The organism is Methylocystis sp. L43 (assembly GCF_015709525.1).
Taxonomy (GTDB): domain Bacteria; phylum Pseudomonadota; class Alphaproteobacteria; order Rhizobiales; family Beijerinckiaceae; genus Methylocystis.
Map to the genome: position 1 here is coordinate 45,078 of NZ_JADNRA010000013.1, position 25,598 is coordinate 70,675.

Genomic DNA, 25,598 nt, shown 5'->3' on the forward strand with positions numbered 1-25,598 from the left:
GAATTCATCAATCCAGTCGCGAAAACAAAAGGGGCCGCTTGGCGGCCCCTGCCTTTTGTCAAACGCTCACGCCTTCGCCGAAAGCCCGACGGTGATCCAGCTGACGCCCTCGAAGATCAGATTGATCGCGAGGAAGAGGCCGAGGATGTAGAGGCCCGACATCGGCCACTGCGCCAGGATCATTCCGCCGAGCACGACGCTGATCAGTCCCGAGAACGCCACGAGACCCCAGGGGCCGACGTCGCGGATGTGCCAGGCGAGGATCAGCTTGAACAAGCCGGCGGCGATCAGCGCGACGCCAATGATCGCCGTCAACGACACCGCCGCGAGCAAAGGATCGCGGAAGACCAGAAAGCCCGCAACGATCGTGATAAGCCCGATCGCGCCCCAGAGCAGCGCCCTGGTCCAGGGCCTGATCTGAATGGCGGTGACGATCTCCATCGCGCCGGCGACAAGCATCGCCGCGCCGACATAAAACACGGTCACCAGCGTGGCGGTCGTGACGTCGTAGAGCGCAAACAGTCCGCCGGCGAGCATGAGCGCGCCGAGCGCGACGATCCATCCCCATTTGCGGCGCAGATGATGCAAATGCATCGTGCGCCCGTCGTAAGTCAGGCTGTCATTGACCATTATCGGCCTCCAATTTTGTGGGAGCAATCTTCGTAGGCGGGACGCGTTTCTCAATCATGAACGTCGCGACAATCCCTCGGCCTTCCCCGCGCACCTTCCCGCCGGAAGCTTAACGCGCCGGACTGCGCGAAGTTCCGCGCTGCGAAGGCGTAAAAAATTCGGCGCTTGACCCGGCCGCCGAAATCGCGATTTTTCGCGCCATGGGAGCCGCCGATCGCCTCGAAACGACACGCGAAGCGATTCGCCGCGCTGCAGCGGACTGTGGCCGCGATCCCGGCGCCGTTCGCCTCGTCTGCGTCACCAAGACCTTTCCGGCCGAGGACGTGGCGCCGCTGCTGGAAGCGGGCCATCGCAGTTTCGGTGAAAACCGCGTGCAGGAGGCTATGTCGAAGTGGCCGGCGCTGCGCGAAAACTATCCGGACATCGAATTGCATCTCATCGGCCCGCTGCAGTCGAATAAGACGCGCGAGGCGATCGAGCTCTTCGACGTCATAGAGAGCGTCGACCGCGAAAAGATCGCCAGGGCGCTGTCCGAGGAAATCGCCAGGACCGGCAAGCGCCCGCGGCTGTTCGTGCAGGTCAACACCGGCGCCGAGCCGCAAAAGGCCGGCGTCCTTCCCGAAAACGCCGACAGCTTTCTGGCCGCCTGTCGCGACGCTTATGGATTGAACATCGAAGGGCTGATGTGCGTGCCGCCCGTGGGCGAACAGGCGTCTCCGCATTTCGCGCTGCTCGCCGACATCGCCGCGCGCAATGGGATCAAAGAACTGTCCATGGGCATGAGTTCGGATTTCGAACTCGCGATCCAGTTAGGGGCGACCTATGTCCGGGTCGGGTCGGCGATCATGGGCGAGCGCGACTATCCCGCGTGAGACGGCGGCTCCTACCAGACTCGCGCGGATGATGGCCCGGACCCCCACCCCAGCCATCCCCCGCTTCGCGGGAGAGGGAGTTAGGTTCGGCGTTTCATCAGCACTGGCGTCACGCTTCAACGCTGCGGTCGCGCCATTCATGCCCGCGAATGCCGCTCGTTAGCGTCCCCTCTCCCATCCGAAGTCGGCTGTTGCCGACTTCGGGGTCGATGCGCAAACCGGGAGCACCCGGTTTGCGAAGCGGGGGAGGGACAGGGAGGGGGCTCGGCGCTATTCGATCAACAGCGCGACCTTGCGCCGCAACCGCGGCAGAAGCCGCGCCATGTCGCGGGCGCGCAGCGCCACGCAGCCGGCTGTGGGCGAAAGATCATCCGTGGCGATGTGAAAGAAAATTGCGCTGCCGCGACCGCGCACCCGAGGACGAAGATTGTAGCCCATGACGCCGACGGTGTCGTAGAGCGCGTCCTTGCGCCACATTTCCTCATGGCCGAGGCGCGACGGCGCCTGCAGCGGTTTGTTGTAAAGAAAGGAGCGCGGATCGTCGCACCAGAGATCGTGCGGCCGCGTGCGCCGCCACCGCAGGCGCAGGGGATTTGGCGCGCGCAGGTAAAAATAGAGGAGCGGCCAACGGCCGGCCGGACTCGCGCCATCGCCTTCCCGTTTGCGGCGCGAGATTCCGCTGCGGCCGAGCGCGCAAGGAAGAATGAGCGTCCCGGCGATCAGCCTTCCCTCGTGCGGGCGGCCGCCAATGCGCCGCGCGACGCGCAGCAAGGCCAGTCCGGCAGGTTTCGTCCGGGTCGTTCGGCGGTGCATGATGCGTTCATAAGCGCCGATCGTCGGCGTCTGACCGCCTATAGCAGGAATACCCGCGAGGAGCGCCCCCAGCTGATGTCCCTTTCGCGCACTTTATGCATCGCCGCCAACGCCCCGTTGCGGGCGACGCTCGTCGAGCAATTCGCCGCGCTCGGCCGCTATGCGCTGCGCAAAGGCCAGCTCGGCGCGCCGGGAGAAGATTGGCCGGATGCGGCGATCGTGGACGACGCCCATTGCGATCTCAAAGCGCTTGCTGATGCGCGCGCGCGGGGCTGCAGGACCCGTGTCGTCCTTATCGCCGATGAGCCGAAATCGCCGCCGCGGGGGGTCGACGCCGTCGTTACGCGTCCCATCCGCTTTGCGGAATTGGTCGCGCTCGTCGATTCCACGCCGGCGCGGGCTGCTGTCGGCCCCTTTCATTTCGAGGCCGGCGAACTCCGGGCCCCTTCTGGCGCGCGCTTGAAGCTGACCGAAAAAGAGACGGCGATTCTCGCGAGGCTGGCGCGCGCCCAGGGCGCGGCGGTCTCGCGCGAGGCGCTGCTTCGCGACGTGTGGGGCTACAGTCCGAATATGTCGACCCGTACGCTCGAAACGCACATTCACCGTCTAAGACGCAAGCTCGAGCCATCGCCCGAACAGCCGCGCTGGCTCAAAACGGAACGCGACGGATACCGGCTTGCCGCCAGCGAAGAAGACCCCGCGTCTTAACGCTTACGCCACGCTTACGCCGCGCTGCCGGCGCATATAGAGATAGCGTGGGGGACGCCGAACAAAATGACATGACGCTGGACGACGATATCGACAATCTCGCGCGCATCCCTCTCTTTTCGATCTTCGAGCCGAACGCCCTGCGTATGCTCGCGCTTTCCGCAGAAACGCGCCTGCTGCGCGCCGGCGACGTCCTGTTTCGACGCGGCGAAATGTCGGACGGCGGCTATGTGCTCACCTTGGGGTCGATCGCGCTGACCGCCGCAAACGACGGACGTCCTCGGTCGAAGATCGTCCGGCCCTGGACGCTGATCGGCGAAACCGCCCTCCTCGCGCCGTCGACGCGCCCCGCCGGCGCGATCGCCCAGGAGCCGGCCACGGTGCTTAAGATCTTGCGGCCGTTGTTTCATTTGATTTTGGAGCAGCATCCGGCGACCGCCGCTCGCGTGCGCGATTTCTTTCGTTGCAGGCTTTTGGATTTCATCCACGATATCGGCGCCGAGGCGTCGGCGTCTGACAGCGATGTTGGGCGCTTAACGTAAACGCCAAAAAAAGTCCCGTTTCAGCCTCTCGCAGCGGATCATGTTCAGCCTAAGTAAGTTGTTAGTGCGGCGTGAGCTCCAGGGGAGTTTGCGACGCACGCGGCGAGACGCCGCGCCAGGAGGAGGATGAACGATGCGAAAAGCCCTAAAATTGGCGCTCTCCGGCGCGCTCTGCAGCGCGACATTGGCGACCGCCGTTCCCACCGAAGCGCTCGCCGGGCCGATGAGCGCGCCCGATCGGTCAATTGTCGCACCATCGAGCCCGGTCGAAAATGTTTGGTATCGTCGCGGCTGGGGCAATCGCGGCGGCTGGGGCTATCGCGGCGGCTGGGGTCGGCGCTACGGCTACCGGCGCGGCTATTACAACCCCGGCGGCGCCATCGCCGCGGGCGTGGGCCTCGGACTTCTGGGCGCCGGCCTCGCCGCGGCTTCGAGCGGTTATGGCGGCTATGGCTACCCCTATGGCTACTACCCGGCCGCCTACAGCGGATGGGGAGATCCCTGGGGCGGCTGGGGCGGCGGCTGGGGCGGCGGCGGCTGGGGCGGCGGCTGGGGCGGCGGCGGTTGGGGCGGCGGCTGGGGTGGAGGTTGGGGCGGCGGCGGCTGGGGCGGCGGCTGGGGCTGGTAAGCTCAACATTTTCCAGGCAGTCTGAACGGCGGCGCGGGACTCGCGCCGCCGTTTTGCCGTTGCCGGAGACGAGTTGTAGAAGCGGACGCCGCGTCCCCGCGGCGCCGACAAACACGCGAGGCCTCCGCTCCAAAATGGGGAATTCTCAGGCGACCACCATCGCAACGACGCCCTTCGCCGATCAACGCCCGGGCACATCCGGCCTGCGCAAGAAAGTCGAGGTCTTCAAGCAGCGCCATTATCTTGAAAACTTCATTCAATCGATTTTCGACAGTCTGGAGGGCTATCAGGGCGCAACGTTCGTCGTCGGCGGCGACGGCCGCTATTACAACCGCGAGGCGATTCAAAAGATCTTGAAGATCGCCGCCGCCAACGGCGTCGGCCGCGTCGTGATCGGACAGGGCGGCATATTGTCCACGCCCGCGGCCTCGGCGCTCATTCGCGCGCTTGTGGCCTTCGGCGGCATCGTGCTGTCCGCCAGCCACAATCCCGGCGGCCCGCACGGCGACTTCGGCGTCAAATATAATGTCGCGAATGGCGGTCCGGCGCCCGAGAAGGTGACGGACGCGATCTACGCGCGCACGCGCGAGATTACGTCGTTCAGGATCGTCGAAGCCCAAGACGTCGATATCGACAGGCTCGGCGAAACGCGCGTCGGCGACATGCGCGTCGACGTCGTCGACAGCGTCGCGAATTACAAAGCGCTGATGCAGACGCTCTTCGATTTCGATCGCATCCGCGACGCTTTTCGGTCGGGCTTCACCTTCACATTCGACGCCATGTCGGCCGTCACCGGCCCCTATGCGCGCGTGCTGTTCGAAGAGGAACTCGGGGCGCGGCCGGGTAGCGTCATCAACGCGACGCCCCTGCCCGATTTCGGCGGTCATCATCCCGACCCCAATCTCGTCCACGCCAGGCATCTTTATGATCTCGCCATGTCGGACGCCGCACCCGATCTTTGCGCCGCGTCGGATGGCGACGGCGACCGCAATCTCATCATCGGCCGCGGTCGTTTCGTCACGCCCTCGGACAGTCTCGCGATCCTCGCCGCCAACGCCACGATTGCGCCTGGCTATCGCAAAGGCGTCACAGGAATTGCGCGATCGATGCCGACAAGCGCCGCCGCCGACCGCGTCGCGGAAAGGCTCGGCGTCCCGCTCTACGAGACGCCGACGGGGTGGAAATATTTCGGCAATCTGCTCGACGCGGGTCTCGTGACGATCTGCGGCGAGGAAAGCGCCGGCGCCGGCTCCGACCATGTGCGCGAGAAAGACGGGCTATGGGCGGTGCTGTTCTGGCTCGACATTCTCGCGGCGCGCAAAGAGAGCGTCGACGCCATCGTTCGACAACATTGGACGACCTATGGGCGCAATTTTTATTCGCGTCACGATTATGAGGAAGTCGCGAGCGACGGCGCCCATGCGCTGATCGACGCGTTGCGCCAACGTCTGCCGACTCTCAAGGGCCAATATTTCGGCGGCCTTGAAGTCGCGACGGCCGACGACTTCGCCTATCACGATCCGGTCGACGGCTCGGACTCGCAGCATCAGGGCCTGCGGGTGATCTTCACTGATGGCTCGCGGATCGTTTACCGGCTATCGGGCACCGGCACGGCCGGCGCGACGCTGCGGGTTTATATCGAGCGCTACGAACCCGATCCCGCGCGGCAGCATATGGAGACGGAGGCGGCGCTCGCCGATCTCGTAGGCCTGTCGCGCGAACTCGCCGACATCGAACGCTATACGCAGCGCGCTGCTCCAAGCGTGATCACCTGAGCGTGCGCGCGCTTCCGCACGAATCCGCAGCTACCGTTTGCGTCTGACGAAGGGAATTGGCTTTGCGGCAGCGGTCTTCTCGGTCGTCGACGCAGTCGCGCTGAACAGAGCCTTGCGCACCGCCTTCGCCACGGATTGCTCGGCGTCGATTGCGATCACGCCGAGATCGAGCGCGGCTTGCGGCGCAAGCGCGCCGTCGAGCACGGAGGCGAGGACTGTTTCATTGGTCACGACCACGACATCGCCGGGCGCCGGTCCTGCGACATGCATTTCGATGTCGTAGCCCCCCGCGCTTGCGGCCAATCGCGACCACAGCTGAGAGTCGATGAAGAGAACGGAGATTTTCGGCGCCAGGATCAGCGTCTCGGGAGTCGCCGCAAGCCGACGCTCGAGGCTTTGGATGCGGCCTGCGGCGCGCCAATAGCCTTTCGGGCCAGGCTCGATCGGCGCAATCGCAGCGCGACTGACGACGCCGCTTGCGACCGCGTCGCTGACTGCGAAAGCGACCGCAAGCGACTTTGGATGCATTGCGCTGAATCCGTCGCCGAGCCGCCCATCGAAGCCGCAGGCCATGCCCGTCTGAGGGCTGACGAAAACGACAAAAAAAAGCGACAAGCCGGCGACGACGCTGAGCTGCGGCCGCATATCGAGACCGCTCCCGCCGCTCAAGGCGTCACGATGTGGAACCAGAACGGGAATTTGTCGAGCAATCCGACGAACTCCACAAACGTCTCGCGCTTGCCTTCGACTTTCAGCTCTCCCGAGGCGATCGCCTGTTCGGGCGTGAGGAGGCCAAGCTCGATCCGATCGAGCGTCGATTTTTTGAGCGTGGCCTTCGCGTCCGGATTGGGCGCGGGCTTGTCCGAATAGTTCAGCACGCCATTTTCGACCGCCAACCGATACAGCTTTTTGAGATCGGTGAACTCAACATTCAGGATCAGCTTTTTCCCAACCGCCTTCGGCCCGTTCAAGCGCACGGCGAGATAATCCCACGTCATTTCCGGAGGCATTGCTTCGATCGTGTCGGGGCTCGCCGTGTTCAGGCCGCCCGACTCTGGAACGCCATTGCGCAATTCGAACGCGCCTTGCAGATAGATGGCGCGCCACGGCCCGGACTCGGCCTGGTAGCCCATCTGTTCATAGGCGTCGGCGAGCAGATCCTTGGCTTCCTTATTGTCGGGATCGGCGAAAACCGCATGGGTGAGCGCCTCGGCTACCCAGCGATACTCGCCCTTATCAAAATCCGCTCTGGCGCGTTTTAAGATCGCCGGCGCGCCGCCCATGTATTCGACGTATTTCTTCGCCGCCTCGGCGCGCGGTAGCTGGTCCAGCGTCGTCGGGTTGCCGTCGTAGAAGCCCATATAGCGCTGATAGACCGCGCGCGAATTGTGTTTGAGCGAGCCATAATATCCGCGGTCGGCCCATGTCTTGTCGAGCTCCGGCGGAAGCTGAATTATGTTGGAGAGTTCAACGCCCGTGTAGCCCTTGTTCAACAGGTTCACGGACTGGTCGTGAATATATTTGTAAAGATCGCGTTGCTTCTTGAGGTAGTCGACGATCTTTTCTCGCCCCCAGAGCGGCCAGTGATGGCTCTGGAACTTGACGTCGGTCTTGTCCGCGAAAAGATCGATCGTCTCATCGAGGTAACGCGCCCATTTCAGCGCGTCCCGCACCTGAGCGCCGCGCAAGGTGAGAATGTTGTGCATCGTGTTGGTCGCATTTTCGGCCATCCACATCGCGCGGAACTGCGGGAAATAGGTGTTCATCTCGGCCGGCGCCTCGGTGCCCGGCGTCATTTGGAAGACCATGCGCACGCCGTCGATCATGACGGTCTCGCCGGTTTTCTTGATCTCGCGCGTCGGCAAAATGAGCGATATGACGCCGGTCGACGTGGTCTGGCCCAGTCCTGCGCCCACGCTGCCGCGTTCGCCGCGTGGCAGCATCGCGCCATACATGAAGATCGCGCGGCGGCTCATGGCGTTGCCGGCGATGACGTTTTCGCTCACCGCATGTTCAGCGAAATGTTCCGGCGCGAGAACCTGGATCTTGCCCGCCTTCACATCGGCCGCATCAATGATTCCGCGCGCGCCGCCATAATGATCGACATGCGAGTGGCTGTAGACGACGGCGACGATCGGACGCTCGCCGAGGTTCTGCGCGACGAGTTCGAAGGCGGCCTTGGCGGTTTCGGTCGAGATCAGCGGATCGAAGACAATCCAGCCTTTGTCGCCTCTGATGAAAGTTATGTTCGATAAATCATAGCCGCGGACCTGAAAAATGCGGTCGTGAACCTTGTATAGGCCGTAATGCATGTTGAGTTGCGCATTGCGCCAAAGACTCGGATTGACCGAATCGGGCGCTGGCTTGTCGACGATGAAGGACTTGAAGCTTTCCATGTCCCAGACGACCCTGCCCGAAGCGTCCTTGATCGTCAGCGAGTCGGGCTTGGCGATGAGACCGCGCGCGGCGTTGTCAAAATCTTCACGGTCGTCGAAATTCAGACTCTGCAGTACGGCCTGATTGGCGGACTTCGTGGCTTCCGTCGCAGGCTTGGGCGCCGTTTGCGCGTAAGCGAGGGTGGCGGCGATTGTGAGGAGCGCGCTCAGGATCGACGAGAATGGTGCGCGTCGCGCGTCCAACATGCGGCCCTCCATTCGGCTTGCCCCGTCGGCTGTCCCGCAAAGAATTATCTGGAATAGAATTCATGGCAACCAAAAACGGACCCGCCCCGCCGTCATTGCGCCGATCATGACAGACTGGCGCGTGACGCCGGTGATTCGCGTGAACGCGATTCAAGAGAGACGCAATGGAAATCAGCGAAGACGAACCCAAGACTCTCAGCGAGCATCCCTTCCGCGAGGCTGTTCTCGCGGAGCTGCACGCGCGGCCGTTCCTGCCGCTCGACGCGCCGCGGCGCATCTATCACTACGCCTTCGCCACGGACCACGAAGCGGCGGCCGCCGATCGTGAAGCGATCGGCGCGCTCGCGCTCGCGCATGGCGTGCTGGCGCCCGATCCGGGCGCGCGATTCCACTACTTTATCTTTGGCGACTGGCGGCTTCGCTGGGAACAGCATAGTGAATTCACCACCTACAGCTGGTCGACCGGCGTCGGCGCCGAAATCCCCTTCGCGCATGCCGACCCGTTCAAAGCGGGCGAAATCTCCTTTATGCCGCCGGGCGTTCTCATCGTCGCGACGCAGCTCTGCGTCGTCGACGGCGCGCGATCGGTCGAAGAGCTTGCATCCTATTTCAATTCGCAGAGTCTGTGCGTCGTCAGCGTCGAAGATCGCGACGCGCAGGTTCTGACCGACTTCGCCGTCGACGCCTATGGCTTTACGCGCATGCTGATCCGCGGAAAGGCGCTGCCGCGGTTCGAAGCCGGCCGTCTCGCGCAACGCGTCCTCGAGATCGAAACTTATCGTACGATGGCGCTGCTCGGCCTGCCGCTCGCGCGGCAGGTGTCGCCGCAACTCGCCAACATGGAGCGAGAGCTTTCGGGCATCACCGAAGCGCTGAACGAAGCGCATGACATGCGCGTCAATCACCTTTTGCTGAAGCGGCTCTCGGACCTGCTCGCGAGCAGTCAGGCGCTGTCGACGCGCACGGCCTTCCGTTTCGACGCGAGCCGCGCCTATCGCGCGCTGGTGAAGAATCGGCTCTCTCAGCTGCAGGAGCGGCGCGAAGGACAATATGTGACAATATCAGATTTCCTCAATGCGCGCCTTGATCCAGCGATCGAAACCTGCATCGCCGTCGAGGCGCGCCAAACGCGCTTTTCGGCGCAGGTCGAGCGCGCGACCGATCTGATGCGCACCGGCATCACGCTGGAGATGGAGCGGCAGAACGGCGCGCTGCTTGAAGAGATGAACCGCCGCACGCGGTTGCAGATGCGGCTCAACCGCATCGTGCAGGGAATCACGATCGCCGGGCTCGCCTATTTTCTTACCGGACTCTTCAGCTTTATCGCTAAGGGCCTCAAGGCCGCCGGCGCCCTTCCGCCGCAGGTTTCCGCCGATCTCGTCGCCGCCCTCGCGATGCCGATCGCCGTGCTCATCGCCATGGCGTTCATGACCCGCGTTCACAGATTGTCGCGAGAAGCGGCGGAGGAGGAACGGTTGGACTAAACTCTATTCGACGTCGAAGGGCGCGACGCCTGTCGGCTGGCCGTTCTCGCCAAGCGTGATTTTCTCGATGCGGGCTTCGGCCTCGGCGAGAAGCGCCTCGCAGCGCGCCTGCAGCGCCTTGCCGCGCGCATAGAGCTTCACCGACTCGTCGAGCGAGACGGCTCCCTTCTCCAGATCGGCGACGATGCGCTCGAGCTCCTGCATCGCCTGTTCGAAAGGCAACGAGGCGATGTCAGCGGCGGCGGCGGCGGGCTGCTGTGTCATGGCGTCTCTCATAGACGAAGCGCGCATCCTTGGCTATGCGGCGGCTGAGCGATCGCCGGGCTCGGCGCGGCCGACGATGCGTAGAATCACGGGAAATTCCTCGCGCGTGCGGCGCTCGATCTCGTCGAGCGCGTCATGGGCGCTTTGCACGGACACGGCCGCGTCCAGCCGGCAACGGAAGTTGACGACGATGCCTCCCGCCGTTTCGCGGACTCGAACGTCCCGCACGTGCGCCGGCGGTCGGGTCTGAGCGGCGACGCGCGCAAGCGCCGCCGCGATGGCCCCAGCGATGGCGGGGTCGGCGACGTGCGCCGCGAGCAATTGCAGTTCGAGCGGCTCGATATGCGTGTCGACTTCAGCGTCGGCGCCGAATTCGTCGCGCAGCGCGCTCTCGAAATCGGCGGCGATCGCGTGCGCGCGGCCAAGCGGCATGGCGCCATCGAGTTCGACGTCGACGCCGATCGATAGCCGGCCCTCGATCTGCTGGGCGATGACATGATGGGCGTGGATGTGGCGACGCGCCCCAACAAGCAGGATGCGTTCAGCGATCGTTTCGTCGTCAAGCGCCCTTGGCTCGATCGACAGCGTGATCCGGGCGCGCGGCGTAACGCCGGCGATCGCTTCGGCGACGGCCGATTTGATGCGCGCCGCCTGCTCAACGCGCAAGCCGCGCGAAACGCCAATCGTCGCTTCGCCGACGATGTCAGGCCCAATCGTGCGCAGTCGCAGCGAATCGATCGCGATGACGCCCGGCACGTCGACGATCGCCCTCTCGAGATGCGGCGCCATTTCACGTGGGGCGGCGTCGAGCAAGGTGTCGATCGTGCGACGGCCCAGTCGAAAACCCGCGACGGCGATGAAGGCGGCGACGCCCAAGGCGGCGAGCGCGTCGCCGCGCTCAAACCCATAATGCGCCGCAACCAGACCGAGCAGCACCAGCGCCGATGACACCAGATCGCTCGAAAAATGTAGGGCGTCAGCGGCCAGAGCGTCGCTGCCCTCTTCCTTTGCGATCCGCCGCAACTGCCGCGAGCGCACGAAATCGACGATGATCGAAACGACCAGAATGCCATAGATCGGCCAGCCGGCGTCGATCACGACATCCGTCTCCTGCAGCCGCCGCCAGGCTTCGCCGACGATGAACAAGGCGAGGCCGAAGAGGAAGCCCGTTTGGATCAGCGCGGCCAGCGCCTCATATTTGCCATGGCCATAGTGATGTTCCTCGTCCGCCGGCTTCTCTGCTTCGCGCACCGCAAAAAAGGTCAGCACTGTCGCGCCGGTGTCCACGAAGGCGTGCCCCGACTCCGACAGCAGCGCGAGCGAGCCAGACCACAGACCTGCCGCGAGTTTCGCCGCCGCGAGCAAAGCGCTGGCGGCGATCGACGCCTTGGCCGCCGCCAGCTTGACGCTCGGCGCGGCGCGAGGAAGAGACTTCGTCTCGGTCACGTCAATAGGAACCTGTGTTTGGGAGCGCCAGCGCTCTAGCAGGCGCCCGGCGTGGGCGCAAATCCGCGCCGTGGCACGCTATTATTATGGCGGATGCACCAGATAGGAGCCGCACATGAGATTTCTGCACACCATGATCCGAGTTGGCGACCTCGACCGCTCTCTGGCGTTTTTTTGCGGCGTGCTTGGACTTCAGGAAGTGCGCCGCACCCAGAACGAAAAAGCGCGCTATACGCTCGTCTATCTCGCCGCGCCCGAGGATGCCGCGCAAGCCAAGGAACACGGAGCGCCGACGATCGAACTTACCCATAACTGGGACGAACACGAATATTCCGGCGGGCGGAATTTCGGCCACCTCGCCTTTGCCGTTGAGAATATTTACGACGTTTGCGCGCGACTTCAGGCGGCGGGCGTGACGATCAATCGGCCGCCGCGCGACGGCCATATGGCCTTCGTGCAATCGCCGGATTTGATCTCCATCGAGCTGTTGCAGAAGGGCGCGCCGCTGCCGCCAAAGGAACCCTGGGTGTCGGCGCCCAACATCGGCGCTTGGTAGAGGCAAGCCCACTGCGGCGCCGCATGATCTTTTGCGTCGCAGCTACGAATTTTTCGGCTGCTCGGAACTATTGCCCCGGCCACGAGTTGAGTCCCGAGTCGTGCTGCGGCCTCAGCTCGGCTGATCACTATGTTGTTGATTTACCGGCGAACTTCGTCGTGAAGCTGTCACGGCCTTCGGTTAGAAGGCGGCAGGCGCGGCATGGGGAGCAAAGTCTCTCGGCTCTTGCGCCGACAGCCTTGTTCGCCGGGCTTGAGAGATCCCGTCCGTTCGTCGGACGCGCAAGTTTTTCAGCAGTCATACAGATAACGTTCAGCTTGACCGGATAGCTTGGCGGGAACGAACGCCCCCAACGGGCGAGGGAAACTGACGTCGCGGAGACAAAGCAACCCGCGGCCAACAAAGGGTTCCAAACATGGAACGTTCAAGGGCGGAGGTCGTCATGGTCATCGTGGATCTGATCAATTCCTGCTCGAACGACAAGGTGGCGCATGCCGCCTTGACATGCATTGGCGGCGGCTTCGCCGAGCGCGTGCGCGCCGCGGCTGAGGAGAAAGGCGTCAGCGTTGGCAGATTCGTCGCGATGGCGGTGCGCGATTTCGCGAGCCGCTCGGATGAAGCCGCGCAAGAGGCGCTTCGGGCCAAGGTTGTCCGCGACGACCAGCCTCTGCTCAGAGGATTGCGTGAGGTCCTGCAAGTGGCGCTGGAGCGCCACCCCTTCTTCGTCGACAGCGAGGCCATGGCGGTGACGCCGCCCTACGCCTTCAGCGCCGCGCGCGAGAATGCGCTGCAGTATCACTGACCCTGTCTGATGGACGTTCATGGAATGGCGGCCTCGCTTCGGCGACGTCGCCATTTGCGCGTTCAGGCCTACATGAGAGTAGCGTAGGACACTTTCCGGGCTAGGGATGACGCATTTTCTCGATCAGTCGCAGATCGCCGCCATCCTTTCGACCTACGGCTATTGGGCGATCTTTATCGTCGTGGCTCTGGAAAGCGCCGGCATTCCGCTGCCCGGCGAAACCATGCTCGTCGGCGCGGCAATTTACGCGCGGCTCTCCGGAGCGATCGCCATTGAGAATATCGTCGTGGCGGCCGCCGCAGGCGCGATCGTCGGCGATAATGTCGGCTATTGGCTGGGGCGCGAGTATGGAACGAAGCTTCTCGAACGCTACGGCCATCATGTCGGGCTCGGGCCGGAGAAGCTGCGCCTTGGCCAATATCTCTTCTATCGGTGGGGCGGCGCGATCGTCTTTTTCGGCCGCTTCGTCGCGCTGCTGCGCATTCTCGCGGCCTCGCTCGCTGGCGCAAACCATCTGCCGCCTGGCCGCTTCTTCATCTATAACGCGACGGGCGGCGTCGTTTGGGCCTGCGTATTCGGCTTTGGCGCTTATTACCTCACCGCTGGCTTCGAAAAAATCGAAGGTCCCATCGCAATGGCCCTCATCGGCGGGCTCGTCATCGGGCTGTTTGTGCTTTGGCGCTACTATAAGCGGCACGAGGCGCGGCTGATGCGGGAAGCCGACGCCATGCTGAGCCAGCGACGCTAAATCCGCTGCATGTGCGTTCAGCCGAAACGGGCGCCCATGCGCGCGTCGATGAGCGCGCGGTTCAGTTCGCGCGCCAGCTCCGCTTTCTGATCCGGCCCCAAGAAGGCGCCGATCTCGATGCATTCGCCTCGCGAGATCAGGGCCACCCTCTCTGTCCCGAATTCTTCGTGGATCGTTTGTTCAAGCCGCACCCAGGAAGGGTTGAAGCGCCATTCCTTTCGTTGTCCGCGCGCGCCGATTTGCGCGAAAACGAGCTCCAGCGGCGTGAGGTCGAGCGTCTCATGACTGCGGGCGGCGCGGAAGCTGACGCGGAAGGCGAGATAGAGACCGACCGCGTCGAGGCCCATGAAGCCGGCGACGGGCCAGGCGCCCATGAAGAAGAACGGCAGCGCGAACAGGAGCTGTCCGAAACAGAAAATCATAATGAAAAGGTAGAAGGCGTGCGGCGTCATCGACCGATGCGGCGTCAGCCGCGCTTCGTAAATTTTCCGCTCGAAGGGGTCGGACATTTCTCCTGCCGGCTTTGTCCTTCAGATTCTAAAAGTTATAACGCGCCGATGGCGGAAACAATCAGTCAGCGCGCGCGCGTCGTTAAAAAACCGCGCGCCGGTCGGCGGCCGGCGGCCGCTGAAGCCGCGCGCATCGAGGAAATATTCGCGCGTCTCGCAGCCGCAAATCCTGAACCCAAGACCGAACTCGGTTACAAAAACCCCTTCACGCTGCTCGTCGCCGTCGTGCTGTCCGCGCAAGCGACCGATGCCGGAGTCAACAAGGCGACTCCGGCGCTCTTCGCGCTCGCCGACACGCCCGCCAAGATGGCGGCGCTCGGCGAAGAGCGCGTGCGCGACCTGATCAAAACGATCGGCCTCTACCGCGCCAAGGCGAAAAATATCGTCGCCTTGTCGCGATTGCTGGTCGAACGGCATGGCGGAGACGTGCCGCGCACGCGCGAGGAATTGACCGCGCTCCCAGGCGTCGGCGGCAAGACCGCGAATGTCGTGCTCAATGTCGCCTTCGGCGAGCCGGTGATCGCGGTCGACACCCATATCTTCCGGGTCTCCAACCGGCTGCCGCTCGCAAGCGGCAAGACGCCCGAAGAGGTCGAAGCGGGACTGGAACGCATCGTGCCAGAGAAATATCTCCTGCACGCGCATCACTGGCTCATTCTGCACGGTCGCTATGTGTGCAAGGCGCGCAGGCCAGAATGCCCGCGCTGCCCGATCGCCGATCTCTGCCGGTTCAAAGCCAAGACGCTCTGATCTTCCGATCCTTGCAGCCCACGCGGCGATGAGGACAAAGTCACAGACGCGCATCGGGCGACGTGGGATTCTTTTTAAATCAAGCTGAAGGTCGAAGGCTGTCGGAGCGAGCCGCGATGAATTACAAAATGGCGATCATCATTATGGGCGGACTGCTGCTTGTCGGCGCCATGATCCCCTATGCCTACAAACCGCGATGCACGACGGCGGAATGCACGCCGGAGCGTCCCTATTGATCCGCCAGACGGCGATGCGAGACGCCTGCCGTGCAGGCGTCTCGCAATGTTCTCGCGTCAATTGACCTGGCAGGTCGACTCATATCTTCCGCAGGCCCGGGCGTCGCCCCTGTCGCAGCTCTGTTTCCAGGTCCGGCAACCCGGCTTTTTCCACGGCTGGCTTTCGAATTCGCTCGTTCGTTTACGTACAGGCACACAATTATCCGTTTCCGGAACGGGCCGCGTTCCGGGCGGGCAGCCATGCATCGAATTGCCTTCCTCGCCGCGACCCGGCCGCTGTCGCTGGCCGCTGTCGACGCAGAACTTCTGGGAGATGAAGCAGCTCACCCTGCCGCCTTCCTGGCAGGAAGACCTGGCGGGCTGATAATGAACAGCGCCGCTCCCATAGTTCGCTTCGAGCCTGCGAACCTCGACCAGCCCCTTGTTGTTGGCCTTTGAAAGCGCTTCGTCTCTGGAATAGCCGCTGGCCGAAGCCTGCAACACGCCGCAGAAAGCCAAGGCGCTTCCCGAAAGAGAAACCAGTGAGAGAAACATTGTGGTCGAGATAAGCGCAATACGTCTAAAGTTCATTCTGCCCCCCTTTTTCGCCCCAGTTCAGGCTAAGCCTGATGCGGGACGAAAGAAAGCGCGCGCGAGAAATTAAACCAGCGCGAAAGCGGGAGCGGACGCGTAAACGCCTGACGATGCTATGATAAATCCTTCCCCAGTCGCCCCGCGAGATCCTGCACGAACTGCCAAGCGACACGGCCCGAGCGCGCGCCGCGCGTGATCGACCATTCCAGCGCCTCGGCGCGGATCGTCGCCTCGGGCGCGCCAAGGCCGAAATGATCGGCGTAGCCGAAGACCATCGCCAGATAGTCGTCCTGGCTGCAATTGTGAAAGCCGATCCAAAGTCCAAAGCGATCGGAGAGCGAAATTTTCTCCTCGATGACCTCGCCGGGATGGATCGCTGTGGCGCTTTCGTTCTCCATCATGTCGCGCGGCAACAGATGGCGGCGATTCGACGTTGCGTAAAACAGCACATTGTCCGGCCGCCCTTCGACGCCGCCTTCGAGAGCGGTCTTGAGCGCCTTGTAGCTCGTCTCCGCGCCGTCAAACGACAGGTCGTCGCAAAAGACGATGAAGCGGAAGGGCGCCTGCGCCAGCGCGCCGAGCAGCGCGGGCAGCGCTTCAATGTCCTCGCGATGGATTTCGATGAGTTTCAGCCCCTTCTCGGCCAGCGCGCCGTGAACCGACTTCACCAGCGAGGATTTGCCCATGCCGCGTGCGCCCCACATCAGCGCGTTGTTGGCGGGCAGGCCCTGCGCGAAGCGGCTGGTGTTGGCGAGAAGCATGTCGCGCTGACGGTCGACGCCCTTGAGCAGCGCCAGATCGACCCGATTGACCCGGCTGACGGGGTGGAACGCCTCGCCGGCGGCGCGCCAGACAAACGCCTCGGCGACGGAGAAATCCGGCGCCGACGGCGGCGGCGGCGCCAGACGCTCCAGCGCCCCGGCGATGCGGGCCAGCAGCTGCGCGACATCCTCTTGCGACATGAATTCCTTCTCATCATTGGCGCCAAGCTCCCTCGTCCTTCGAGACGCGTGCTCCGCACGCTCCTCAGGATAAGGGAGCTTGTTGTGCGCTGCTTCACTCCGCATCAAGACCACAATGACGCCGTGAAGCCTGTTCCTTCTGCGGAACCAAGGACCCTCATCCTGAGGGGGCTCCGCAGGAGCCGTCTCGAAGGACGAGGGTCCGGCTCCTTTTTCCGTTGACGATCGCCTGTCGACTCTCAAAGCTGATTTACCGCATAGCCGGATTTAAATTCCGGCGCAAAACCGCTCTCGACGCCCTGAAAGGCAAATCAATTTGACGTCGGACGCCAACGCCCTTCTCGACCGCGCCAAGGTCGTCATTCAGCCTCTCGACGCGAAGAGGGCCGAAGAGGCGCTCGCCCGCGTGTTGGAGAAGGATGCAGCCGCCGATGGGGCGCTCGCGGCGCTGTTGCGAGAGCGGCCGAACGCGCGCGATCTCCTGCTCGGCGTATTGGGCGCCTCGCCCTATCTGACCGACCTTTCCGCCCGCGATCCGGCGCGGCTCGCCCGCATCCTCATCTGCGATCCCGCGCAGCGCATTGAAGCGCTCATCGAAGAAACGCGAAACATCGAAACCCAAGACGAAGCCGAGCTGATGCGCCTGCTGCGGCTCACGAAGCAGGACGCCGCGCTCGTCATCGCCCTCGCCGATCTTGCCAAAGTCTGGGACATGCCGGAGGCGACGCGGGCGCTGACACGAATCGCCGACGCAACCCTTTCCGCCGCCATTGGCTTCACCCTGCGCGCCGCTGCGCTCGCGGGAAAAATCGAACTCGCCGATCAGCGCGATCCGGAACGCGGATCCGGATGGATTTTTCTCGGCATGGGCAAGGGCGGCGCCTTTGAGCTGAACTACTCCTCCGACATTGATCTCATCGTGTTCTTCGACCGGTCGCGCGCGCGCCTCGCCGACCCGTCGGCGGACGTCGATTTCTTCGTCAAACTGACGAAGCGGATCGTGCGGATCATGAGCGAGCGCACCGTCGACGGCTATGTGTTTCGCGCCGATTTGCGGCTGCGTCCCGATCCGGGCGCGACGCCGATCGCCATCCCGCTCGAAGCGGCGCTCAGCTATTACGAAAGCATGGGCCAGAACTGGGAGCGCGCCGCCTATATCAAGGCGCGGCCCGTGGCGGGCGACATTTTCGCGGGCGAACAATTCCTGCAGGAGCTCGCGCCCTTCGTCTGGCGCAAATATTTCGACTTCGCCGCCATCGCCGACGTGCATTCGATCAAGCGGCAAATTCACGCGCATAAGGGACATGGCAAGATCGCCGTCGCCGGTCACAACATCAAGCTCGGACGCGGCGGCATTCGCGAGATCGAATTCTTCGTGCAGACGCAGCAGCTCATCACCGGCGGTCGCGATCGGCGCCTGCGCGGGCGCTCGACTCTGGCGATGCTCGACCAGCTCGTCGAGAGCGGCTGGGTGGCGCGCGAGGCGCGCGACGATCTGCGCGAAGCCTATCTCTTTCTGCGCGACGTCGAGCATCGCATACAGATGGTCGCCGACGAGCAGAAGCACACGCTGCCAGAAACTGAAGACGGGGTCGCCGTCATCGGCGCCATGATGGGGTTTTCCGGCTACGCCGATTTCGCCGAAGCGCTGCTGAAGCGGCTCGACGTGGTGCAGAGCCATTATGCGAAGCTTTTCGAAAGCGCGCCGCAACTCACCTCGTCGGCCGGAAATCTCGTCTTCACCGGCGATGACGACGATCCGGGAACGATCGAGACGCTCGCGAATATGGGTTTCGCCAATCCCAAGACGGTGACCGCGACCATTCGGGGCTGGCATTTCGGCCGCTACGCCGCGACCCGCTCGACCATCGCGCGCGAACGGCTGACGGAGCTTACGCCCATCCTGCTCGAAGCCATCGCCGCGACGGAGAACGCCGACGCCGCCTTTCTCGCCTTCGACAGGCTCATCGCGAAACTGCCGGCGGGCGTGCAGCTCTTTTCCCTCCTCGTCTCGCAGCCGCGGCTTCTCAAACTGCTTGCTGCGATTACGGGCGCGGCGCCCAAGCTCGCCGAAACGATCTCCCGGCGCCCGCGCGTGCTCGACGCGCTCATGGAGCCGGCTTTTTTCGAGACAGTGCCGACGCAAAGCGAACTGGAGGAGCGCCTCGCCTCGCAATTCGCTGAGGCGCGCTCCTATGAAGACGCGCTCGACCGCGCTCGCATCTTCGGACAGGAGCAGAAATTCCTCATCGGCGTGCGCATTCTGACCGGATCCGTGTCGGTCACTGAGGCCGGCTTCGCCTATACCCGGCTCGCCGAAACGCTGATCGCCCGGCTCTTCGCGCGCGTTTGCGAGGAGTTCGCCAGGACGCACGGAACGATCGATGGCGGCGCGTGTGCGGTCGTCGCCATGGGCAAGCTTGGCGGATGCGAGATGACGGCCGCGTCCGACCTCGACCTGATGCTGCTCTACGACGCCGACCCACTGGCGGAATCACAGGGCGGCGGACGGCCGATTTCAACGCAGCAATATTACGGCCGTCTCACGCAGAGGCTGATCAGCGCCCTTTCCGCGCCCACGGCCGAAGGCCTGCTCTATGAGGCGGATTTTCGTTTGCGCCCGTCCGGCAACAGCGGACCGCTCGCCGTAAGTCTCGCCGCCTTTTCGGATTATCAGGCCCATGAAGCGTGGACATGGGAGCACATGGCCTTGACGCGCGCCCGCGTCGTCGCGGGTCCCGAGGCGTTCACACAAAGGGTCGAAGCGGCGATCCAAGTGGCGCTGACGCGTCCTCGCGACGCGCAAAAACTCAAGGACGACGTGTTGTCCATGCGCCGTCGGATCGAAAAGGAAAAGGGCGCGACGAGCCCCTGGGAGGTCAAGCAGGTCCCCGGCGGATTGATCGACGTCGAGTTTGTCGCGCAATATTTGATGCTGCTGCATGGCCCGCAGCATCCTGAGCTTTTTTCAACGAACACGACGGTCGCCCTGCAGCGTGTAAAAGACGCCGGGTTTCTCGACGCAGGCGCGGCGGACGCGCTGGCGGAGGCCTCAAAGCTCTACCAAGGGCTGACGCAATTGCTGCGGCTTGCCATTGACGACGCTTTCCGTCCCGCCGAGTCGCCGCGCGGACTGGCGGAGCTGTTGCTGCGCGTCGGCGACGCGCCAGATCTTTCCAATCTGGAAGCGCTGCTCGCCGATACGCAGAAGCGAACCCGGGAAATTTTCACGAGCGTCGTCGGAGAGGTCGCCGAGCGCCCGGTTTCGGCGTGATCGGGAGTTGTCAGAACCGCCTCCTCGGGCATAGATACGCCGGATTCCTCGCGCAGGAGCATTTCCCGCCGGCGGCGACGGCCGCTTTTGTTCAGGGCCGCCCTGGCCTCTTTTTGGAGCACATCATGTCTCACGCCCGCAAGAATGCGCGTTCTCTCGCCCGCGCCGCGCTCGGAGCGACCGCGCTCGCCGCCCTGCTGGCGATGAGCGCCGTCGGCGCGACATCTGCGGCCGCGAAAACCCTCGCCAAGGTCAATGGCGTCGAGATCACCGACGAGGATTTGAAGCTCGCCATGGAGGATCTTGGCGCCGCCATTCCGCGTCAGCTCGAAGGAAAGGCGCGTGAAACCTATGTGCTCGACTTCCTGATCGACGAGCAGCTCGTCGTGCAGAAGGCGCAGGCCGACAAGCTCGCCGAAACGCCGGAATTCGCCAAAAAGCTCGCCTATTTGCGCGACAAGGCGCTGATGGAGACGCTGCTCGGCGACGTCGCCAAAAATGCGGCGACTGAAGCGGCGGTCAAGCAGACCTATGACGAGGCGGCGAAGAACCAGAAGCCGGAGACGGAATATCACGCGCACCACATTCTGGTGCCGACCGAAGAAGAGGCGAAAGCCGCGCTGAAGCGCATCAAGGCGGGCGAGGATTTCGGCAAAGTCGCGACCGAACTTTCCAAGGACCCCGGCGCCAAGGGCGGCGACCTCGGCTGGTTCACGAAAGACCGCATGGTGCCGGAGTTCGGCGACGCCGCGGCGAAGATGGAGCCGGGTCAGGTCTCCGATCCGATCAAGACGCAATTCGGCTGGCACATCATCAAGCTCGACGAGAAGCGCCCGAAAGTCTTCCCGCCGCTCGATGAGGTGAAGGATCAGGTCGCCCGCTACGTCGTGCAGAAGGCGCAGAGCGAACTCGTCATGAAATTGCGCGAGGGCGCCAAGATCGAACGTTCCGACGCGCCGGCCGAGGGCGCGCCCGGCGCCAAGCCGGCCCCGACACAAAAGCCGGCTGACGCCAAGAAAAAGTAAGCGCCGAGCCTACTTGCCCTCCCCTCAAAGGGGAGGGTCGAAAGGCAAGCGCTTTCGAGCGGGGATCGGCCCGGCGGATAAAAGTCGGATAAGCGAAGCGGGCCCGACATCAGCCTTGACGCCGACCTGTAGCGCCGGGCACATCCGCGCAGGTCCACTCCGATTGACAAGGCTCCGCGATGTCTCACGACGCCCCCCTTTCCCCGCTCGCGCCGAAATCTGCGCCCGAAATCCCGCCGCTCGAGGGCGTGCGCTTCGGCGTCGGCGCCGCGGGCGTGCGCTACGCCGGACGCACCGATGTGATGCTGGCGCTGCTCGACGCGAGAACGACGGTCGCGGGCGTCTTCACCAAATCCAAATGTCCCTCGGCGCCGGTGGATTGGTGCCGCGACAAGCTGAAGGGCGGCAAGGCGCGGGCGCTGCTCGTCAACTCCGGAAACGCCAACGCCTTCACCGGCAAGACCGGCGCCCAGGCGGTCAAGTTCTCGGCGAAGCTCGCCGCCGCGGCGACCGGCGCGCCCGAACGGCAGATTTTTCTGGCGTCTACGGGGGTCATCGGCGAACCGCTCGACGCGCATAAATTCGACGGCGTGCTGGAGAAGCTCGCGCAAGAGGCGCGGCCCGACGGCTGGCTGGACGCCGCGCGCGCCATCATGACCACCGACACCTATCCGAAACTCTCCACCCGGACGACGACGATCGCCGGCGTCGACGTGACGATCAGCGGCTTCGCCAAGGGCGCGGGCATGATCGCGCCGGATATGGCGACGATGCTCGCCTTCGTCTTCACCGACGCCGCCATCGGCGCCGAGGCGCTGCAGGCGCTGCTCGAGAGCGGCGTTAAGGGCAGCTTCAACGCCATCACCGTCGACGGCGACACGTCGACCTCCGACACGCTGCTGCTCTTCGCCACCGGCGCGGCGAAGAAACGCGGCGCGCCGAAGATCGAAAAGGCGAGCGACAAGCGGCTCGTTGAGTTCAAGCGTGCGCTCGACGCCGTGCTGCTCGATCTCGCCCATCAAGTGGTGAGGGACGGCGAAGGCGCGCGCAAATTCGTTGAAGTGACGGTGACGGGCGCCGACAGCGCCAAGGCGGCGAAGCGCGTCGCCTTCTCCATCGCCAATTCGCCGCTTGTGAAGACGGCGATCGCCGGCGAGGACGCCAATTGGGGCCGCATCGTCATGGCGGTCGGCAAGGCCGGCGAGAAGGCCGATCGCGACAGGCTCGCGATCTGGTTCGGCGGCGTGCGCGTCGCCCACAAAGGACTGCGCGACCCCGACTATGACGAAGCCGAAGTGTCGCAGATCATGAAGCGCGACGACATCGTCATCAACGTCGATCTTGGACTCGGCAAAGGCGCTGCGACCGTGTGGACCTGCGATCTCACCAAGGACTATGTCGCGATCAACGGCGATTACAGGAGCTGATCCGCCGGATCGGGCGCGATGACCATCGTGATCCCAACCTCGCGCCAGCGACGGCGGCTGAGCGCTCGCTGTGCGTCGCAGTCGTCAGAACGACGCATGACGTGCTAGATTGCCTCATCGCCGCCGAAGCCGCCTCGCCGGTCTGATCCGGAGGCGTGCGGCGTCGGCGCCGTCAAAGTGTGTGATCTGCGTTCTCGTGGAGCGTTATTGTCATGCGTTGCGTCAAGCTTCTCTTCGTGGCGCCGCTCGCCCTGCTTTCAGCCTGCAACGCCGCGCGCGGCCCCTCGCCAGGCGTCGGCTTCGATCCGTCGCAGGCCAATTACATCAGAGCGCCCGGCAGGGGCGTCATCGCCGGACAGGCCTTTCTGCGCGATGGCTCGGGGCAATCGAATGTGCGCTACGCCGCCGGCGAAACCGTGAGGCTGATACCGGCCACGACCTATGCGCAGACCCGCATCAAGAATTTTTACGGGTCGGTGAAATTCCTGCCGGCCGCGTCAATCCCGAAAGTCGAGCCGGACACGCAATACGCCTCTTTGACCCGCACGACGACGACGGAGTCGAACGGACGATTCACCTTCGAGAATGTCGCCCCCGGACGCTATTACCTCACCACCCAGCTCATCTGGAAGCCGAAGGATGCGCCCACGCCTGAAGGCGGCGCGATGTATGAAGAAGTGACGCTCACCGGCAAGGAAAACGGCCCGGTGAAAGTCGTTCTCTCCGGCAATTGAGCGCGCCTGTGACTCTATTGCTCGTCGTGGCGGCGGCGCTTGTCGACGCCGACAACCGCGTGCTGATCGCGCAACGTCCCGAAGGCAAACAGCTCGCCGGTCTGTGGGAGTTTCCGGGCGGCAAGCTGCATTCCGGCGAGCGGCCGGAAGACGCTCTCGCGCGCGAACTCGAAGAGGAACTTGGCGTGCGGATCTGCGCGCCCTGCCTCGCGCCTTTGACCTTCGCGAGCCACGCCTACGACGACTTTCATCTTCTGATGCCGCTTTACGTCTGCCGCAAGTGGGAGGGCTTTATTTCGCCGATGGAGGGACAGGCGGTGAAATGGGCGCGCGCCCGCGATCTGCGCAACTATCCGATGCCGCCCGCCGACGCGCCGCTGATCGGTCCGCTGATTGATCTGCTGGGATGAGCTGGTAGACCCGCAGCCGATCAGGCCTGCTCGTCCCTGACCGTCGCGTAGCTCGCCGGGATCGACAAAGTCCAGATCAATCCGTCGGGCGGGAAGTTCAGCGTCGCGGTTCCATCGAGCGCCTGTGCGACAAGTCGCTTGATGACCTTATGGCCGAAGCCTTCGCGCGGCGGCATCGCCACCGCCGGGCCGCCGCTCTCGCGCCACTCGATATTGAGCCGGCCGTCCTCGAAGCGCCATGTCAGCGAGACGGCGCCGTCCGGCCGTGACAGCCCGCCAAAGCTCAGCGCGTTCGTGGCGAGTTCATGCAAAGCGAGGCCGATATTCTGCGCCGCCTCCGGCTTCAGCATGATTTTCGGGCCGTCGATCGTCGCGCGCGACGACACGTCGCCCTGCGGCACGTCCATGCAATAGGCGAGCTGAGCGCGCACCAATTCGCGCATCGAGGCGCCGCGCCAATCCTGCGACACGAGCAGATCATGCGCCATCGACAGGGCCTGCAGGCGGGCGCCGAATTTGCGCTGGAAATCTTCGACCGAGGGCGAACCGGCGGCCGTCTGCCTTGACATCGCCTGCACCACGGCGAGCAGGTTCTTCGAGCGATGCACGAGTTCGCGCAGGAGCACGCGCACATGCTGCTCGCGCTGTTTGCGCGGCGTGATGTCGCGCGCGGTGCCGAGAATGCGAACCGCGCGGCCTTCGTCGAAAAAAGTGCGGCCGCGCACCGAGACCCAGCGCTCGACGCGGTCGGTCTGACCGATGACGCGATATTCGATCTCGTAATCGCCTTCGTGCGTGGGATCGAGCGCGACGCCGACCGCCTCTTTCGTACGCTTCTTGTCCTGCGGATGCAGCGCGCTACGAAAAATTTCGAAACTTGCCGGAACGCCCTCGGGAAGGCCCCACAGGCGGCGCACGCGCTCGTCGATATGGACTTCGCCGGTCAGGAGATTCCAGTCCCAGATGCCGGTGCGCCCGGCGTCGAGCGCGAGCTGCATCCGCTCCAGGGCGAAGGCCTGCTCGTCGCAGAACGACCGCGGGGCGCGCGCATCCTCGGTCGTCGTTGGGCGAATTTCCGTGTCGGTCACGCGGCGCCTGTCTGTTGGGAGGACGGCAGCATACTCCCAGATGCGTCCGGGCGCGAGGGGCTTGGCAAAGGGTTCCTCATCCTGAGGAGGCCTCATAGAGGCCGTCTCGAAGGACGAGGAAACCCGTTTTCGCGTATGTTTCCTCGCCCTCGTCCTTCGAGACGCCGCCTACGGCGGCTCCTCAGCGACTGTCTTGGCGATCAAGCGTTTTGTGTGCGCCATGGCTTTGCGTCCCTGATGATGGCGTTAAGGATCGTAAGGAGCTTTCTCGCGACGGCGATGAGCGCGACGATCTTCGGCTTTCCGCTGTCGACGAGTTTGTCGCGGAAGGCCTTGAGGACGGGGTTGTGACGGGCGGCAACCATGGCGCCGAGAAAGAGCATGCTGCGCACGGTCTTGCGGCCGCCGCCGATGAAGCTCTTGCCGCGCCATTGACCGGATTGGCGGGTGTAGGGCGCAAGGCCGGCCAACGCCGCGATTCGCCTGCGGTCGAGCGCGCCAAGTTCCGGCAGTTCGGCGATCAGCGTGCGCGCAATCACTGGCCCAACGCCTGGAACGGAGGCGAGCAGATCTTGCTTTTCGGCCCAGGCGGGCGTGCCGCGCATATAATCGTCGATCTCGCCGTCGAGTTCGGCGAGTTCCTTTTCGAGCGCCTTGCGCAGGCGCGCGATGCTTTTCTTCAAGCGTTTGTCGGCGCGCC

Annotated in this window: 26 protein-coding genes; 16 read left to right on the forward strand and 10 right to left on the reverse strand. The window is 64.0% G+C overall.

Translation table 11 applies throughout. The features are described 5' to 3' along the window. Positions 1-66: 66 nt before the first annotated feature. The gene (locus IYX23_RS01550; RefSeq protein WP_196391714.1) at positions 67-630 is read right to left on the reverse strand and encodes an HdeD family acid-resistance protein; all 564 of its coding nucleotides are present in this window, start codon (positions 628-630) and stop codon (positions 67-69) included. A 200-nt stretch (positions 631-830) separates the two neighbouring features. Here IYX23_RS01550 and IYX23_RS01555 point away from each other — a divergent pair, with 200 nt between their 5' ends. Beyond that, positions 831-1,502 carry a YggS family pyridoxal phosphate-dependent enzyme gene (locus IYX23_RS01555; protein WP_196391713.1) on the forward strand — a complete coding sequence of 224 codons (672 nt, stop codon included), beginning with the start codon at positions 831-833 and terminating at the stop codon, positions 1,500-1,502. 270 nt (positions 1,503-1,772) lie between these two features. Here IYX23_RS01555 and IYX23_RS01560 read toward each other — a convergent pair whose 3' ends face one another. Then, positions 1,773-2,315, reverse strand: coding sequence for a L,D-transpeptidase family protein (locus IYX23_RS01560; RefSeq protein ID WP_196391712.1), 543 nt, complete (start codon positions 2,313-2,315; stop codon positions 1,773-1,775). A 75-nt stretch (positions 2,316-2,390) separates the two neighbouring features. Here IYX23_RS01560 and IYX23_RS01565 point away from each other — a divergent pair, with 75 nt between their 5' ends. From IYX23_RS01565 to IYX23_RS01580, 4 genes are all read left to right on the forward strand, one after another. After that, a complete protein-coding gene (locus tag IYX23_RS01565; RefSeq protein WP_196391711.1) occupies positions 2,391-3,023 on the forward strand; it encodes a winged helix-turn-helix domain-containing protein in 633 nt (210 codons plus the stop codon). Positions 3,024-3,094: 71 nt separating this feature from the next. Continuing rightward, positions 3,095-3,565 carry a cyclic nucleotide-binding domain-containing protein gene (locus IYX23_RS01570; RefSeq protein WP_196391710.1) on the forward strand — a complete coding sequence of 157 codons (471 nt, stop codon included), beginning with the start codon at positions 3,095-3,097 and terminating at the stop codon, positions 3,563-3,565. Positions 3,566-3,698: 133 nt separating this feature from the next. Continuing rightward, on the forward strand, positions 3,699-4,193 hold the full coding sequence (locus tag IYX23_RS01575; RefSeq protein ID WP_196391709.1) for a hypothetical protein: 495 nt from the start codon (positions 3,699-3,701) through the stop codon (positions 4,191-4,193). Between the two features lie 134 nt (positions 4,194-4,327). Continuing rightward, positions 4,328-5,968 (forward strand): alpha-D-glucose phosphate-specific phosphoglucomutase, encoded by a 1,641-nt coding sequence (locus IYX23_RS01580; protein WP_196391708.1) that lies wholly within the window; start codon positions 4,328-4,330, stop codon positions 5,966-5,968. A 30-nt stretch (positions 5,969-5,998) separates the two neighbouring features. Here IYX23_RS01580 and IYX23_RS01585 read toward each other — a convergent pair whose 3' ends face one another. Together IYX23_RS01585 and IYX23_RS01590 are read right to left on the reverse strand one after the other, a co-directional pair. After that, positions 5,999-6,613, reverse strand: coding sequence for a hypothetical protein (locus tag IYX23_RS01585; RefSeq protein ID WP_196391707.1), 615 nt, complete (start codon positions 6,611-6,613; stop codon positions 5,999-6,001). 20 nt (positions 6,614-6,633) lie between these two features. Further along, the gene (locus IYX23_RS01590; RefSeq protein ID WP_196391706.1) at positions 6,634-8,610 is read right to left on the reverse strand and encodes an alkyl sulfatase dimerization domain-containing protein; all 1,977 of its coding nucleotides are present in this window, start codon (positions 8,608-8,610) and stop codon (positions 6,634-6,636) included. Between the two features lie 164 nt (positions 8,611-8,774). On the opposite strand from IYX23_RS01590, the gene IYX23_RS01595 reads away from it, so the two are divergent. Next, entirely contained in the window at positions 8,775-10,094 is a 1,320-nt protein-coding gene (locus IYX23_RS01595; protein WP_196391705.1) for a DUF3422 domain-containing protein, read from the forward strand. 3 nt (positions 10,095-10,097) lie between these two features. Here the strand turns inward: IYX23_RS01595 and IYX23_RS01600 are convergent, their stop codons facing one another. Together IYX23_RS01600 and IYX23_RS01605 are read right to left on the reverse strand one after the other, a co-directional pair. Beyond that, positions 10,098-10,358, reverse strand: a complete 261-nt coding sequence (locus IYX23_RS01600) for an exodeoxyribonuclease VII small subunit (RefSeq protein WP_246716406.1) — start codon at positions 10,356-10,358, stop codon at positions 10,098-10,100. 33 nt (positions 10,359-10,391) lie between these two features. Further along, positions 10,392-11,804 (reverse strand): cation diffusion facilitator family transporter, encoded by a 1,413-nt coding sequence (locus IYX23_RS01605; protein ID WP_196391703.1) that lies wholly within the window; start codon positions 11,802-11,804, stop codon positions 10,392-10,394. Positions 11,805-11,919: 115 nt separating this feature from the next. On the opposite strand from IYX23_RS01605, the gene IYX23_RS01610 reads away from it, so the two are divergent. From IYX23_RS01610 to IYX23_RS01620, 3 genes are all read left to right on the forward strand, one after another. Continuing rightward, positions 11,920-12,360 (forward strand): VOC family protein, encoded by a 441-nt coding sequence (locus IYX23_RS01610; RefSeq protein WP_196391702.1) that lies wholly within the window; start codon positions 11,920-11,922, stop codon positions 12,358-12,360. Between the two features lie 442 nt (positions 12,361-12,802). Continuing rightward, positions 12,803-13,162: a hypothetical protein gene (locus tag IYX23_RS01615; protein ID WP_246716407.1), complete on the forward strand. Its 360-nt coding sequence runs from the start codon at positions 12,803-12,805 to the stop codon at positions 13,160-13,162. A 106-nt stretch (positions 13,163-13,268) separates the two neighbouring features. Further along, the gene (locus IYX23_RS01620) at positions 13,269-13,910 is read left to right on the forward strand and encodes a DedA family protein (RefSeq protein WP_196391700.1); all 642 of its coding nucleotides are present in this window, start codon (positions 13,269-13,271) and stop codon (positions 13,908-13,910) included. Between the two features lie 17 nt (positions 13,911-13,927). Here IYX23_RS01620 and IYX23_RS01625 read toward each other — a convergent pair whose 3' ends face one another. Beyond that, positions 13,928-14,419, reverse strand: coding sequence for a DUF2244 domain-containing protein (locus IYX23_RS01625; protein WP_196391699.1), 492 nt, complete (start codon positions 14,417-14,419; stop codon positions 13,928-13,930). A gap of 48 nt (positions 14,420-14,467) precedes the next feature. On the opposite strand from IYX23_RS01625, the gene nth reads away from it, so the two are divergent. Both nth and IYX23_RS01635 read left to right on the forward strand, forming a co-directional pair. Continuing rightward, positions 14,468-15,169 (forward strand): endonuclease III, encoded by a 702-nt coding sequence (gene nth, locus IYX23_RS01630; protein ID WP_196391698.1) that lies wholly within the window; start codon positions 14,468-14,470, stop codon positions 15,167-15,169. 282 nt (positions 15,170-15,451) lie between these two features. Beyond that, a complete protein-coding gene (locus tag IYX23_RS01635; RefSeq protein WP_196391697.1) occupies positions 15,452-15,769 on the forward strand; it encodes a hypothetical protein in 318 nt (105 codons plus the stop codon). Positions 15,770-16,091: 322 nt separating this feature from the next. On the opposite strand, the gene IYX23_RS01640 is transcribed toward IYX23_RS01635, so the two are convergent. Next, a complete protein-coding gene (locus IYX23_RS01640; RefSeq protein ID WP_196391696.1) occupies positions 16,092-16,940 on the reverse strand; it encodes an ATP-binding protein in 849 nt (282 codons plus the stop codon). A gap of 316 nt (positions 16,941-17,256) precedes the next feature. Here IYX23_RS01640 and IYX23_RS01645 point away from each other — a divergent pair, with 316 nt between their 5' ends. The 5 genes from IYX23_RS01645 to IYX23_RS01665 all read left to right on the forward strand — a co-directional run bounded on the left by IYX23_RS01645 (position 17,257) and on the right by IYX23_RS01665 (position 23,810). After that, entirely contained in the window at positions 17,257-20,214 is a 2,958-nt protein-coding gene (locus IYX23_RS01645) for a bifunctional [glutamine synthetase] adenylyltransferase/[glutamine synthetase]-adenylyl-L-tyrosine phosphorylase (RefSeq protein ID WP_196391695.1), read from the forward strand. Between the two features lie 125 nt (positions 20,215-20,339). Further along, positions 20,340-21,239 carry a peptidylprolyl isomerase gene (locus IYX23_RS01650; protein ID WP_196391694.1) on the forward strand — a complete coding sequence of 300 codons (900 nt, stop codon included), beginning with the start codon at positions 20,340-20,342 and terminating at the stop codon, positions 21,237-21,239. 179 nt (positions 21,240-21,418) lie between these two features. After that, on the forward strand, positions 21,419-22,666 hold the full coding sequence (argJ, locus tag IYX23_RS01655; RefSeq protein WP_196391693.1) for a bifunctional glutamate N-acetyltransferase/amino-acid acetyltransferase ArgJ: 1,248 nt from the start codon (positions 21,419-21,421) through the stop codon (positions 22,664-22,666). A gap of 212 nt (positions 22,667-22,878) precedes the next feature. Next, positions 22,879-23,400, forward strand: a complete 522-nt coding sequence (locus tag IYX23_RS01660) for a carboxypeptidase-like regulatory domain-containing protein (RefSeq protein WP_124737551.1) — start codon at positions 22,879-22,881, stop codon at positions 23,398-23,400. A gap of 17 nt (positions 23,401-23,417) precedes the next feature. Continuing rightward, complete coding sequence (locus tag IYX23_RS01665) at positions 23,418-23,810, forward strand: (deoxy)nucleoside triphosphate pyrophosphohydrolase (protein WP_196391756.1); 393 nt, start codon at positions 23,418-23,420, stop codon at positions 23,808-23,810. Positions 23,811-23,830: 20 nt separating this feature from the next. Here IYX23_RS01665 and IYX23_RS01670 read toward each other — a convergent pair whose 3' ends face one another. Both IYX23_RS01670 and IYX23_RS01675 read right to left on the reverse strand, forming a co-directional pair. Then, complete coding sequence (locus tag IYX23_RS01670) at positions 23,831-24,898, reverse strand: HWE histidine kinase domain-containing protein (protein WP_196391692.1); 1,068 nt, start codon at positions 24,896-24,898, stop codon at positions 23,831-23,833. A 200-nt stretch (positions 24,899-25,098) separates the two neighbouring features. Beyond that, positions 25,099-25,598: transposase (locus IYX23_RS01675; RefSeq protein WP_210332541.1), on the reverse strand; the 500-nt coding region annotated here is incomplete at its 5' end.

What these genes read in the sequence shown, in the direction of transcription:
- IYX23_RS01615 (WP_246716407.1), top strand. Translation starts at nt 12,803, where the DNA reads ATGGTCATCGTGGATCTGATCAATTCCTGCTCGAACGACAAGGTGGCG.
- nth (WP_196391698.1), top strand. Translation starts at nt 14,468, where the DNA reads ATGGCGGAAACAATCAGTCAGCGCGCGCGCGTCGTTAAAAAACCGCGC.
- IYX23_RS01590 (WP_196391706.1), bottom strand. Translation starts at nt 8,610, where the DNA reads ATGTTGGACGCGCGACGCGCACCATTCTCGTCGATCCTGAGCGCGCTC.
- IYX23_RS01625 (WP_196391699.1), bottom strand. Translation starts at nt 14,419, where the DNA reads ATGTCCGACCCCTTCGAGCGGAAAATTTACGAAGCGCGGCTGACGCCG.
- IYX23_RS01610 (WP_196391702.1), top strand. Translation starts at nt 11,920, where the DNA reads ATGAGATTTCTGCACACCATGATCCGAGTTGGCGACCTCGACCGCTCT.
- IYX23_RS01620 (WP_196391700.1), top strand. Translation starts at nt 13,269, where the DNA reads ATGACGCATTTTCTCGATCAGTCGCAGATCGCCGCCATCCTTTCGACC.
- IYX23_RS01660 (WP_124737551.1), top strand. Translation starts at nt 22,879, where the DNA reads ATGCGTTGCGTCAAGCTTCTCTTCGTGGCGCCGCTCGCCCTGCTTTCA.
- IYX23_RS01550 (WP_196391714.1), bottom strand. Translation starts at nt 630, where the DNA reads ATGGTCAATGACAGCCTGACTTACGACGGGCGCACGATGCATTTGCAT.
- IYX23_RS01570 (WP_196391710.1), top strand. Translation starts at nt 3,095, where the DNA reads ATGACGCTGGACGACGATATCGACAATCTCGCGCGCATCCCTCTCTTT.
- IYX23_RS01580 (WP_196391708.1), top strand. Translation starts at nt 4,328, where the DNA reads ATGGGGAATTCTCAGGCGACCACCATCGCAACGACGCCCTTCGCCGAT.
- IYX23_RS01560 (WP_196391712.1), bottom strand. Translation starts at nt 2,315, where the DNA reads ATGCACCGCCGAACGACCCGGACGAAACCTGCCGGACTGGCCTTGCTG.
- IYX23_RS01595 (WP_196391705.1), top strand. Translation starts at nt 8,775, where the DNA reads ATGGAAATCAGCGAAGACGAACCCAAGACTCTCAGCGAGCATCCCTTC.
- argJ (WP_196391693.1), top strand. Translation starts at nt 21,419, where the DNA reads ATGTCTCACGACGCCCCCCTTTCCCCGCTCGCGCCGAAATCTGCGCCC.
- IYX23_RS01555 (WP_196391713.1), top strand. Translation starts at nt 831, where the DNA reads ATGGGAGCCGCCGATCGCCTCGAAACGACACGCGAAGCGATTCGCCGC.
- IYX23_RS01575 (WP_196391709.1), top strand. Translation starts at nt 3,699, where the DNA reads ATGCGAAAAGCCCTAAAATTGGCGCTCTCCGGCGCGCTCTGCAGCGCG.
- IYX23_RS01565 (WP_196391711.1), top strand. Translation starts at nt 2,391, where the DNA reads ATGTCCCTTTCGCGCACTTTATGCATCGCCGCCAACGCCCCGTTGCGG.
- IYX23_RS01585 (WP_196391707.1), bottom strand. Translation starts at nt 6,613, where the DNA reads ATGCGGCCGCAGCTCAGCGTCGTCGCCGGCTTGTCGCTTTTTTTTGTC.
- IYX23_RS01600 (WP_246716406.1), bottom strand. Translation starts at nt 10,358, where the DNA reads ATGACACAGCAGCCCGCCGCCGCCGCCGCTGACATCGCCTCGTTGCCT.
- IYX23_RS01640 (WP_196391696.1), bottom strand. Translation starts at nt 16,940, where the DNA reads ATGTCGCAAGAGGATGTCGCGCAGCTGCTGGCCCGCATCGCCGGGGCG.
- IYX23_RS01635 (WP_196391697.1), top strand. Translation starts at nt 15,452, where the DNA reads ATGTTCTCGCGTCAATTGACCTGGCAGGTCGACTCATATCTTCCGCAG.
- IYX23_RS01650 (WP_196391694.1), top strand. Translation starts at nt 20,340, where the DNA reads ATGTCTCACGCCCGCAAGAATGCGCGTTCTCTCGCCCGCGCCGCGCTC.